At 62.2% G+C, this 11,823-nt stretch carries 13 protein-coding genes; 1 reads left to right on the top strand and 12 read right to left on the bottom strand.

The features are described from left to right. The first annotated feature begins 62 nt into the window (after window positions 1-62). Window positions 63-1,115 (top strand): nicotinate phosphoribosyltransferase, encoded by a 1,053-nt coding sequence (locus Q4T40_08495; GenBank protein MDT8901273.1) that lies wholly within the window; start codon window positions 63-65, stop codon window positions 1,113-1,115. Window positions 1,116-1,243: 128 nt separating this feature from the next. On the opposite strand, the gene Q4T40_08490 is transcribed toward Q4T40_08495, so the two are convergent. The 12 genes from Q4T40_08490 to rplS form a co-directional block, all read right to left on the bottom strand. Then, window positions 1,244-2,074 carry a methyl-accepting chemotaxis protein gene (locus Q4T40_08490; GenBank protein ID MDT8901272.1) on the bottom strand — a complete coding sequence of 277 codons (831 nt, stop codon included), beginning with the start codon at window positions 2,072-2,074 and terminating at the stop codon, window positions 1,244-1,246. Window positions 2,075-2,639: 565 nt separating this feature from the next. After that, on the bottom strand, window positions 2,640-4,175 hold the full coding sequence (locus tag Q4T40_08485; GenBank protein ID MDT8901271.1) for a YifB family Mg chelatase-like AAA ATPase: 1,536 nt from the start codon (window positions 4,173-4,175) through the stop codon (window positions 2,640-2,642). Window positions 4,176-4,412: 237 nt separating this feature from the next. Further along, a complete protein-coding gene (locus Q4T40_08480) occupies window positions 4,413-4,871 on the bottom strand; it encodes an OmpH family outer membrane protein (GenBank protein ID MDT8901270.1) in 459 nt (152 codons plus the stop codon). A 620-nt stretch (window positions 4,872-5,491) separates the two neighbouring features. Further along, on the bottom strand, window positions 5,492-6,049 hold the full coding sequence (locus tag Q4T40_08475) for a UbiX family flavin prenyltransferase (protein ID MDT8901269.1): 558 nt from the start codon (window positions 6,047-6,049) through the stop codon (window positions 5,492-5,494). 31 nt (window positions 6,050-6,080) lie between these two features. Then, a complete protein-coding gene (locus Q4T40_08470; protein ID MDT8901268.1) occupies window positions 6,081-6,437 on the bottom strand; it encodes a YraN family protein in 357 nt (118 codons plus the stop codon). Window positions 6,438-6,444: 7 nt separating this feature from the next. Beyond that, window positions 6,445-7,509: an HD-GYP domain-containing protein gene (locus tag Q4T40_08465; protein ID MDT8901267.1), complete on the bottom strand. Its 1,065-nt coding sequence runs from the start codon at window positions 7,507-7,509 to the stop codon at window positions 6,445-6,447. 14 nt (window positions 7,510-7,523) lie between these two features. Further along, window positions 7,524-7,805, bottom strand: coding sequence for an EscU/YscU/HrcU family type III secretion system export apparatus switch protein (locus tag Q4T40_08460; protein MDT8901266.1), 282 nt, complete (start codon window positions 7,803-7,805; stop codon window positions 7,524-7,526). Between the two features lie 15 nt (window positions 7,806-7,820). Next, window positions 7,821-8,972: a hypothetical protein gene (locus Q4T40_08455; protein MDT8901265.1), complete on the bottom strand. Its 1,152-nt coding sequence runs from the start codon at window positions 8,970-8,972 to the stop codon at window positions 7,821-7,823. After that, window positions 8,959-9,750, bottom strand: a complete 792-nt coding sequence (locus Q4T40_08450; GenBank protein ID MDT8901264.1) for a ribonuclease HII — start codon at window positions 9,748-9,750, stop codon at window positions 8,959-8,961. The genes Q4T40_08455 and Q4T40_08450 overlap by 14 nt, the downstream gene beginning before the upstream one ends. A gap of 109 nt (window positions 9,751-9,859) precedes the next feature. After that, window positions 9,860-10,711, bottom strand: coding sequence for a ribosome biogenesis GTPase YlqF (ylqF, locus tag Q4T40_08445; GenBank protein ID MDT8901263.1), 852 nt, complete (start codon window positions 10,709-10,711; stop codon window positions 9,860-9,862). A gap of 100 nt (window positions 10,712-10,811) precedes the next feature. Then, a complete protein-coding gene (gene lepB, locus Q4T40_08440) occupies window positions 10,812-11,339 on the bottom strand; it encodes a signal peptidase I (protein ID MDT8901262.1) in 528 nt (175 codons plus the stop codon). A 100-nt stretch (window positions 11,340-11,439) separates the two neighbouring features. After that, window positions 11,440-11,781 (bottom strand): 50S ribosomal protein L19, encoded by a 342-nt coding sequence (gene rplS / locus Q4T40_08435; GenBank protein MDT8901261.1) that lies wholly within the window; start codon window positions 11,779-11,781, stop codon window positions 11,440-11,442. Between the last annotated feature and the right edge of the window lie 42 nt (window positions 11,782-11,823).

The following is an 11,823-nucleotide window of genomic DNA, read 5'->3' as shown; positions in this document are numbered from 1 at the left end:
GCATTAAACAAATTTCCCCAATAAAGCAAAAAACACACGAAAAACCCTGCGGAGGTTCCCGTATGAAACAGCGACTCTCGCCCGACAAATTCACCTTTCCGGCCGAAGAAATCAAAAGCGGCCTTTACAGCGACTGCTACTTCAACCGCACTCGAGACATCCTCATCGCCGACAACCGCCACCCCAGAGTCGTGATGCAAATCTTCCAGCGCCAGAACGCCGTCATCTGCGGCGTCGACGAAGCCCTCGCCATCATCAAAAAATGCGCCCACAACCCTGAAAACCTCGTCATCAACGCCCTCTACGACGGTGACGAAATAGCCCCCTGGGAAACCGTCATGACCATCGAAGGCGACCTCGCCGACTTCGCCCACCTCGAAACCGTCTACCTCGGCGTCCTCTCCCGCCAGACCAAAGTCGCCACCAACACCCGCCGCTGCGTCAAAGCCGCCGCCGGCAAACCGGTCTTCTTCTTCTCCTCGCGGTTCGACCCCTGGGGCACCCAGGCAGGCGACGGCTACGCCGCCCACATAGGCGGCGCCGCCGGCGTATCCACCCCGGCCAACGGACTCTACTGGGGCGCCCAGGCCATCGGCACCATCCCCCATGCCCTCATCGCCACCTACAGCGGCGACACCCTAGACGCCACCTATGCCTTCGACCGCCACATCGACCCGGCTGTCAACCGCGTCGCCCTCGTCGACTACGACAACGACTGCGTCGCCACCTCGCTAGCCGTCGCGCGGGCCATGGGCGGCAAACTCTGGGGAGTACGCCTCGACACCAGCGATACCCTCGTCGACGCCTCGGTAATCCCGCAGATGGGCGCCTTCCGCCCCACCGGCGTCTGCCCACAGCTCGTCCGCAACGTCCGCACCGCCCTCGACGAAGCCGGCTTCCCCCATGTCAAAATCATGGTATCCGGCGGCTTCAACGCCAACCGCATCACCGAATTCGAAACCGCCCGCGTCCCGGTCGACATCTACGCCGTCGGCGCCAGCCTCTTCGCCGACAACATCAACTTCACCGCCGACATCGTCACAGTCGACGGCCGGCACTGCGCCAAAGTCGGCCGCAGCTACCGCCCCAACCCCCGTTTAGCAGTCGTCGAATAAAAGGGGAAGTAGCCTATAAGCCGAAAAAGTCAAACCCGGAACGAAAGTTCCGGGTTCTCTTATTGGATGAGCGAGGCGTCTAAAAAGCTTCAGATGCAAGGAGCACCGGAGATAGACAGCCTCCCTTTTTACTTGCTCTCGCCGCCCGCATTGGCAGCCATTCCCGTCATCTGGTCCGACATCGCCGCCAGCGCCTGGCTATGGGCCGTCAGCTTCTGGATAGTCTCAGCCTGATGCCCGGCCACCGCCTCGATCTGGGAAATCTCGCCCGCTATCTTGGCGATCGACGCGCGGATCTCGGCCAGAATGCTCGTAATCTGCGTCGCCGACCCAGCGCTGTTCACCGCCAGCTTGCGCACCTCCTCGGCCACCACGCCGAAACCGCGCCCCTGCTCCCCGACCCTCGCCGCTTCGATCGCGGCATTCAGGCCCAGCAGATTGGTCTGGCTGGCCACATCCTTTATAAAGCCGACAACCTTGTCGGTATCGCCCACCTGACGGGTCGCCTCCACCGACATATCTTTCAGGCAGCGCCCGCTGGCCGCCAGCTCCTCGGCCTGGGCGAGTATCGACTGGATCGACTCGCTCAGCTCGCCCGCCGAACCGGAAAGCTGCCTGGCCGCATTCAAAAGCGTCTCCCGGCGCTCCAGCGACTCGTGAACAGCGACCGCCCCCACGACCCGGCCGTCTTCGACCACCGGCAGGCTCACCGCGATATACGGAACGCCGTAAACCTCCTTGGCCACTTCGACGACGACCCGCTCGTTCATCTCCATCGCCTTATGGCCCGCCGACCCGGGTTTTATCTGGTCTCCGATCGTCACCGAGCCGGCAAGCTCCGCAATACAGTTGCACGCCAGCCACTTCTCACGGTCGCAGACCGCCATCCCCACCCGCCCCGTCATCAGCTTCGGGATATGCTCGGCCACCCTGCAAAAACTAGCCAACAACTCCGACATGTCACCCACCTCGTTTTACCAAATAATAGTTATCTATAACAATAAGTATAACTCCATAAAATGAAAAATCAATATTTTCCGTCATCAATTGTCGTTATGCGCCTCCCGCCTGCGTTCAACCCGCCCTGAAAATGTCCATATATTTCCAGGAAATTACGAACCAGCCTACCTGGGCGGATTACCTCTCGCCTTCAAGAGCGCACAAGGCGAAAAGCGGCTTAGGAGCGTTCTCACAAAAGAAGGCATCACAATGAGACTTCCAGGTGCAATACATTGTCCATTAGTCGAGCAAGCCGGCCGCCCCGCCTGCTCTATAACCCTCACCGCGCATATACCCCGCCGACTATCCTCAGTTCCGCGCCCGCGCACAACCCCTCCCCGCGACGCACGCCCAACCTATCCCGTTCCGTCAACCCCCCGTTCCACCAGTTATTCCATGCCGAACAATGTCGACTTTTGACTAGTTGTAAAAAACAGCAATATTACAACTTACATAGTAGCAAAAGATTTACTTTAATACTAATTACTGATACGGTTCCGATATCCCCGTCCGATCTCCGCCGCCCTACACGCCGAGCAGACTCTCCTTGATGTTATTGCGCAGATGGATAGCCTCCGCCACCGCCTGCGCCGTCAGCCGCTCCGCCCCGTCGAGGTCGGCGATCGTACGCGCCACCTTCAGCACCCGGTCATAGCCGCGGGCGCTCAGATTCAGGCGCTGAAACGCCTGTTGCAGGAGACTTTGCGCGGCGTCATCCATAATACAGGTCGCTTTCACATGGCGATGCCCCATCTGCGCGTTGGCCCCCAGCCCGTACCTGGCCAGGCGTCGCTGCTGCAAAGCCCGCGCCCGCTCTACCCGTGCGCGGATGGGCGCCGACGGCTCGGTCGCCGCCTCGCCGGCGATCTCCCGGTATTCGAGCCGCGGAACGCCGATATTGATGTCGATCCGGTCCAGAAGCGGCCCGGAAATCTTCTTCACATAGCGGCGGATATCACCGGGCGTGCAGCCGCACTGCCGGCTGGCGTCCCCAAAATAACCGCACGGACAGGGATTCATCGCCGCCACCATCATAAACTTAGCCGGATAAGAAAGCGTGGCGTTGACCCGCGAAATCGTCACCTCCCCATCCTCCATCGGCTGGCGGAGCACCTCCAGCACCAGGCGGGGAAACTCGGGCAACTCGTCCAAAAACAGCACGCCGTTATGGCTCAGCGTCACCTCGCCCGGCCGTGGCACCCGTCCCCCGCCGATCATCCCCGCGTCGGACACGGTATGGTGCGGATTCCTGAACGGCCGGTGCGCCACCAGCCCCAGCCCGGGGCGCAGCAGGCCGGCGATGCTGTAAATCTTCGTCACCTCCAGCGCCTCGCCGTCGGTGAGCGCCGGCAAGATCGACGGCAGGCGCCGGGCCAGCATCGTCTTGCCCGATCCCGGCGGCCCCACCATCAGCACGTTGTGGCCGCCGGCGGCGGCGATCTCCAGGGCGCGCTTGGCCGCCGCCTGCCCCTGAACCTCGGCCATATCGTCGGCAGGCACGCCGCCGGACGGCGGACAGTCCGTCCTGGTCGACGGGGACAACAGGCGCTCGCCGCGCAGATGGGCCACCGTTTCCTCTAACGTCGCCGGCGCGAAAACGGACAGCCGGCCGGCGTAAAGCGCCTCCTGGGCGTTGTCCGGCGCTACGAAAATAGCCTCCAGGCCCCGTGCGGCGATATCCATCGCCATCGGCAGAATACCGGCGATGCCTCTCAGCCGCCCCTCCAGCGAAAGTTCGCCGATGAACGCCCCCCGACGGCAGGCCTCTGCGTCCACCTGCCCGCTGGCCGCCAGGATACCGAGAGCAATCGGCAGATCGAGCCCCGAACCGTCCTTGCGCATATCGGCCGGCGCCAGATTGACGGTCACGCGGCGCACAGGAAACTCCAGCCCGGCGTTTTTTATCGCCGCCCGCACCCGCTCCTTCGATTCCTTCACCGCCGCATCCGGCAACCCCACGATGTCGAGCCCCGGTAAGCCGTTCGCGATATCCACTTCGACCGTGACAAGAGCGCCGTTGATGCCGAGCGTCGCCGCGCCGAACACCTGCGCGTATGACATACTCCCCTACCTCCCGCTCACCCGCGTGTTTTCCCGCCCGCCGCGTGATTATAGCCGTCAGCGGGCAACCATCAAAAAATCGACGACGAAAGAACTCATGGTCGCCATTGTATTTACTTTTCGAGGAAATTCGACCAAATCCTTCCTTAAGAACACCCGCTCGCCAGCAGTTTTACGGCGTGCAAAAGGCCCCCCGCTAATATCGGGGGGCCTGCCTGAACAATCGTTGGTAAGGCGCTACTTGCCGTTAATTTTCTTGCCCACTTCGGCAGTGATATCCACACTGCTGTAAATGGCCACACCTTTTTCGATGACCACCGGCAGACCCTTTTCGGTCGCATACTCCTGGACGGCGGCCGCCACCTTGGCCTGGATAGCCGACATCAGCGTGAACGCTTTGGCGTCAAGCTGTTTTTTGAGTTGGTCGAATAAGACGGTCTGCTCATTGGCGTTCATATTCGCCGCTTTTTCGTTGAATTCTTTTTCCGCAGCCGCGGCGGCGTCCTTGATCGCCTGGCCGGCTGCCGCGGCGTCCGGGTGATGCGCGACAAGAAAAGCCATATCGACGCTGTAGATGCCCGCGGCAGGCGCTGCGACGGCTCCGGCGGGTGCTATTGCCTGAAAAACAGCTGCCAAAAACAGCGCGGCGACGAAAACGGCCATCCGTTGCCCGGACTTTTTCGCGATAACGAGCACGATTTTACCTCCTACTATTCGCAAAGGCCCCAAAAGGCACTTGAATGGTAAATTCTACAGCAATGCTCTAATACCTTCAACTGCAACCCGAAACGCAAACAAAACATCTCAGCCGCCGCGCGCTTGTGCGGAAATGCAGAGCGCCCCCCCGGATTGCGCGGCAAAAGCCGGGGCATATCTCAGGGGGGCGCGCTGCTCATATTGACAGGGGGAAAAACTCTTTTGCGGTAAGTACTTGATCGCCGCTAACGAAGTTGCGCAACAGGTTGCCTAATCGTCAGATGGTGCAGGTGTCTTCTTCTCCCAGGAACAGCAGGAGCAGGATGATGATTATGATCACAACCACGATCCCATTGCCGCCGCCGCAGCCGCCGAAGTAACGGCCCATGCCCATTCCTCCTTTGTTCAGAGTCATAATATCCTATGTCAAACCTGCCGTAGCGGTTACACCCCGTCGGCTGCCAAACGCTGGATAAATGAAAAAGACCCCGCGATAAAAGCGGGGATTAGCGTGTATTTTGTATTTTTTAGCGTGCCGACGGAAGGCGCAAACCGCGGCTCCCATGTTCCGGCTGAACGCGCCGTACAACTCGCTTCGTGCGCCTTCAACCGCCGATTCCTCACAGTCCCTCCCACCGCTTGAACAGCTCATGCTCCACCCCCAGCGCGTCGCACACCTTGCCGACCATCATGTCGACCAGGGCCGCGACATCCTGCGGGTTGTGATAAAAACCAGGGCTGGCGGGCACGATGCGCACGCCGAGGCGGGCGAGCTTCAGCATATTCTCCAGATGGATGGCGCTCAGCGGCGTCTCGCGGGGCACCAGCACCAGCCGGCGGCCCTCCTTGACCGCCACGTCAGCCGCCCGCGTCAGCAGGTTGTCGGCCAGACCGGCGGCGACCGCCGCCAGCGTCCGCATCGAGCAGGGAGCGACCACCATCGCGTCGGCCCGGAAAGAACCGCTCGCCGGCGCCGCGCCGTAATCGTCCGGCTCGTACAGCCGCTGGACGAGCGCCGCCACCGCGTCGCGGCCGACGCCACACTCATGCTTCAGCACCGTCCAACCGTTCTCGGAAACGACGGCGTGGACCTCGCAGCCGCCCTTCCGGAGCGCCGCCAGCAGCCGCCAGCCATAAACAGCGCCGCTGGCTCCAGTTATCCCAACGACAACCCGCACACAAACTCCTCCGTACACACAATTCTCCTCGTCAACGGCCGAACGCATTCTCAATATGGTTTATTTTTAATACATTACCCGACAGCATTACCTCGATCACATCGAACCGCATCGGCCGGTCATACAAACCGTGGTGCTTCATAAAGCACAGCGCCGTCGCCATCAGCTTCTCCTGCTTGCGGCGAGTCACCGCCTCCGCCGGCGTTCCGTAGAGCCCGCCCCGGCGCGTCTTGACCTCGGCGAACACCACCGTCCCGCCGTGCTTCGCCACTATATCCACCTCGCCCGTTCTGGCCCGGTACTTCAGCGCGAGGATGTCGTAACCCGCCGCCTTGAGGTGAGCGGCGGCCGCCTGTTCGCCGGCGTCGCCGGTGCGGATGTGCTCCATCGCCGCCTCACCTCTCGGCCACGTCGGCGATATACAACCGGCTGTTCTTCGACAGGTCGATCTCCACCAGCCTGTTCATCCGCCGCTTTTGCTCGTCGGCGATAACCCGCACCACCGGCTTGGTCTTGTACTCGTTGGAAATATCCACCACCACGCCGATATGGTTGTTGCTCAGCCGCACCACCGAACCGATCGGATAAGGGGCGATGTTACCGGCAAAGTGATCGACAAGCTCGGGGTCGAAATACGTGCCCGCCGCCTTGGTGATGATCGCTAAAGCCTCGTAGACCGGCACCGCTTTACGGTAAGTCGCGTCCGAGGTCAGCGCGTCGTACACGTCGGCCAGGGCGACGATCTGGGCGAACTGATGGATCTCCTTGTTGGCCAGGCTGCGGGGGTAGCCGCTGCCGTCGTAGCGTTCGTGATGCTGAAACGCGCAATGCGCCGACATCAAACTGACATCTGGGTTCTTGCGCAGGATATCGAAACCGTATTGAGGGTGCCTGCGGACCTCGTCAAGCTCGGCGAGGGTCAGCCGCTCGGTCTTATTTAGTATTTCCGGCGGCACCAACAATTTACCGACATCGTGGAGCAGCGCCCCCACGCCCAGGTCGCGCAGGCGAAGCTCGTCATAACCCAGGCTGATGCCCGTCATCGTCGCCAGGATACAGACGTTGACCGAGTGGCTGAAAAGATAATCGGCCTTGGTCCGCATATCGGTGAAATTGACCAGCGCGCCGTGATTGCGGCACAGTTCGTCCACCAGCGTGTTGGCGATCTTCTTCGCCTCGCCGGCATCCACCTTGCGTCCGAGCTTGATCTGATCCATAACCTGCTTGGCGGTCGCCACCGCCTCGACGCGGGCCTGCTCACTGACGACGTCGGGAATGTCGATATCGGCCGTCAGCTCATCCTCAATATAAACATAAGTCACTTCGAGATTGCGCAGGCGCTCGATATAGCGGTCCTTCAGCTCCAGGCCGGCGTTGAGCAGAATCTTGCCGTCGGCCGTGAACAGCGGCTTGGCCAGCTTCATCCCCGAGGTGACGTTGTCAAGCAATATCCGTCGCATAGCATCCTCCAGGATTACCGTTTGCGCCGCTTCTGATCTAGGCGGTACACATAGGCCAGCACCTCAGCCACCGCCTTGTAGAGGGCGGGCGGGATTTCCCGGTCCAGGTCCACCGCCATCAGCATGGACGTAAGGGCTCGGTTTTGGTAAACGGGAACAGCATGCTTTTCGGCCGCCGCCAGAATATTGTCGGCGACGATTCCCGCCCCCTTGGCGACGACCTTGGGGGCCTTGTCTTCCTTGCTGTCATAACGAACGGCCACCGCTTCCCGGCGGCGTTTCTCGGATTCGGCCATACTCCACCTCGGCGCTTACTTTTCGCTCAGAGCCACGACGGCGATATCGGCCACCGTCAGCGCCGAATCCGCCAGCGCGCCGCGCAGATCAGGCAGCACACCGCGGAATTCCTCACCGGCCTCGCGGCTGGAGAACGTCACGCGGATGCTGAGCTGCTGCTCGCCGCGAAGATGAAAAACCATGTCAACCACACCGAGGTTGTCGGTAGCCACGCACATCCTTAGCCACGTCTCGCGCACCGGCGCGGCGGGGTTATCCGCCTGCTCACGGTCGCGGGAAATATGGATATACGCCGGGTAAGCGCGCCCGTCCGCGAAAAACACCGGCATGGTGAACACCAGCACCTTCTGTCCGGCCGGCGTCTCCGCGGCCGACTCCCTCGATGCGGACATGGCAGCGGCCATCTCCCGCAGCGTCCGGCCCGACTGTTCGAGCGTCGCCGTGGGCAGCTTCAGCCACGGCAGGCTGTCGGCCACCTTCTGCCACACCAGCGCCTCCTCAAGTTCGGGCAGGTTGTAAAACGCGGCTGCCTGGCGCGCCTTCTCCGGAACGGAACGGCTCAGCGCCGCGGCCGCCTTGGCGATATCCGCCCGCACGGCCGGCGCCTGGATGTCCTCCGGCAGTTCCGACAGCAGCACCTTCGCCAGCGCCAGCAGCGTCTCGTCGCCCTCCGGGGCGGCGGCCAACTGGCGTACCAACGTCAGCAGCCTGGCGGTAAAATCACCGCTCTCGCCGGCCAAACGGGCGAAGGCGGCCGCCGCCGCCGCCGTTTCAGCCTTAAGACCGTCCGGGAAAAGCTCGCCCAAAACCGCTGCATCGGCCAGCGTCTGCGCGAAAGCGGCCAGCGATTCGCCGCCGCTCCGTGCGCCGCGCACCATCGCCGCCAGGCCGCGGGGCAGAACGGTGTCCGCTCCCGTTGCGGCCCGGCCGAGGTTAAGCGCCTCACGCGCAGTCTCTGCAGGCAGCTCGCCGGAAAGCTTCTTGAACTCACTTAAAGTCTTGCCAAGGGCGTCGAGCAGCGCCTTGATGTTGGCATCCGAAAGCAACTGGACCGCATTGCGGAAAACAGCCTGGGAGGACGCCGCCTGACCGCCGGCCTCGGCCTGCGCCCCTAGCGGGGCGGCGGTCGCCTGGTCGGTCGCCATGCCGGGATTAATCTTCAGCAAACAGACTCCCCTCCCCTCTCACCGGCGCAAAACTGCGCCGGTGAATGGCGCAAGGTCCCAAGCGGCGCAGGGCCGCCAGGTGCTCCGGCGTGCCGTAGCCCTTGTGACGGGCAAAACCGTAGTCCGGGTATTCCGCGTCAAGGGCGGCCATCAGCCGGTCGCGTTCCACCTTGGCGATGACCGAGGCGGCGGCAATCGACGCGCTCAAAGCGTCGCCGTCGATGATCGGCTGGTGGGGCATGGTAAGCAGCCTAAGCGGCACCGCGTCCACCAGCACCGCCTCCGGGGCGGGCGTCAGGGCGGCCACGGCCGCGTACATGCCCTGGACAGTCGCCTGATAGATGTTGATGCGGTCGATATCCTCCACGCCGACGACGGCATGGCTCACCGCCACCGCCGTCGCCTTGATGCGCTCGTACAGGTCGTCCCGCTCCGCCGCCGTCAGCTTCTTGGAATCGTCGAGCCCGGGCAGGCGGCATCCGGGCGGCAGGATTACCGCCCCCACCACCACCGGGCCGGCCAACGGCCCCCGGCCGGCTTCATCCACACCGGCCACCAGCATACGGCCCTGTTCATACAGGGCCCGTTCGTATTTAAAAAGATTATCGAGACGGCGCTCTTCCGCGGCCAGCGCCTCCCGCCGGCGGCGCCAGCGGGCCACCAGCCGGGCCACGGCCACCCGCGGATCGGCGCCCAGAAGCTCCAGCGTCTCCGGGGCGACGTTGTCGGCAGTCAGTGCCGCCGCCGCCTCCGCCACCGTCATCCGGCCTTTCGCCACGGCTTTCCCTCCGTACGGCGCAAATTGTGTGTCCTAATAGTATTCTTGGCCAATACCCCAAATCCTCCCGCCATAAAAAAAGGCCGGCCCCCAAAAGGAAGCCGCCCCCTTATTCCGGCGGATAATCCAATGTATACCGCCCTAGCTTGCCGTCGCGGAACTCGCTCAGCACGATCCGTCCCGCCTTCTCGTAATCGACTGCGCCGCCGCCCCTGAGACAGCCGCGCCGTTTTCCTACCTGCGCCAGCAATTCGAGGCCGTCCTCGGGCAGCGGCCCGGTCAGGTTGAAACGGGCCGTCAGCCGGTCGGGATACTCGCGGCGCAGCATATCAAGCAACACCGCCACAACCTTCTCGCGGTCGAAAACCTCGTCGCTGATCGCACCGGTTATCGCCAGGCGGAAGGCCGCCTCCTGATCCTCCAGCTTGGGCCACAGCACCCCAGGCGTATCCAGCAGTTCAAGGTTGCGGCCAATCTTCAGCCACTGCTGCCCGCGGGTCACGCCCGGCTTGTCGCCCGTCCGCACCGTCGCCGTCCCCAGCAGGCGGTTGATCAGCGACGACTTGCCGACGTTCGGGATGCCGAGGATCATCGCCCGCACCGCCCGCGGCCTGATGCCCTTGGCGGCCAGCTTGGCCAGCATCGGCGCCGCCGCCTTCTCGACCCGCGCGGCGAGTTGCTTCGTCCCGCCGCCGCCCAGCGACTCGACCGCGATCGCCTCCCGGCCCGCGGCGCGGAAAAAGGCCAACCACCGCTCCGTCCCTTCCGGTTCGGCCAGGTCAGCCTTATTGAGCACCACCACGCGCGGCTTGTCGCCGACCACCTCGTCGATGACCGGATTGGCGCTGGCGGCCGGAATGCGGGCGTCCAGCAGTTCGATGGCCACGTCCACCAGTTTTAGCTGCTCGCGGATCATCCGCTGAGCCTTGGCCATATGGCCGGGAAACCAGTTGATATGCATCGTCTTAATCTTCACAACCCATGTCAGAGATTTGTCAGGGTCGAATGTTCGCAAAAACGTCAGCTAACGCCAGGGCAAATGATAGTGAATGTCAGATGCTCTACGGCAAGGACTTGAGGTATTCTATCGGCCAGAAAACGAACACCGCCTTGCCCTTGATCAGCTCGTACGACACAAATCCCACGTCGCGGAAGCGGCTGTCCTCCGAGTTGTTGCGGTTGTCACCCATAACAAATACATGCCCGGCGGGCACGGTGACCATCGAGAAAGAGCCCCGGGTTTTTTCAAGTATATAGGTCTCGTTCTGGAGCTTGCCGTTGACGAACACCCGGCCTTCCTTGATTTCAATGGTGTCGCCCGGCACGCCGATGACGCGTTTGATGAAGTCGCGGCTAGGGTCGCGCGGGTAACGGAAGACGATTATTTCGCCCCGTTCCGGGCTTTTGAAGCGATAAAGGAATTTGTTGACGACCAGCCGTTCGCCGTTCAGGAGGGTCGGCCGCATCGAAGGGCCTTCGACCATATAGAGTTCGACGATGAAATAGCGGATGAAAAAGGCCAGGACAACCGCGATCAGAATTGATATAATCCAGTCCTTGATTTCCTCGCCGAGAGAATTTTTCAACAGTATACCTCCCTGCCGTTTGGAGCCTGCTTTCGCAAGGCTTTGTGGCAAATCCGAAAGCTCGGAGATGAAGAAAAAGGGACTGCTGCCAGTCCCAGTTTCGCTAGCGTTTTTCCTTGATTCTAGCCGCTTTGCCGGTCAGGTTGCGCAGGTAGTAGAGCTTGGCTCTGCGTACTACGCCGCGGCGCGCCACTTCGATTTTCTCGACGCGCGGCGAGTGGACGGGGAAGGTGCGTTCTACGCCGACGCCGTAGGATATCCGTCGGACGGTGAAGGTTTCGCGGGCCCCGCTGCCCTGACGCCTGATGACGGCGCCTTCGAAAACCTGGATACGCTCGCGGGTGCCTTCCACGACTTTCACGTGGACCCGGACAGTGTCGCCAGGCTTGAATACGGGGATGTCGCTGCGCATTTGCTCCTGTTCGAGTGCTTTGATAATGTCCAAGGGTGGTTCCTCCTCATACTAGACGTTCATGCCGCAGCGGGC

The organism is Selenomonadales bacterium 4137-cl (genome assembly GCA_032334055.1).
Lineage (GTDB): Bacteria > Bacillota > Negativicutes > Sporomusales > UBA7701 > Anaeroselena > Anaeroselena agilis.
This window is presented reverse-complemented; position numbering and strand designations above follow the sequence as displayed.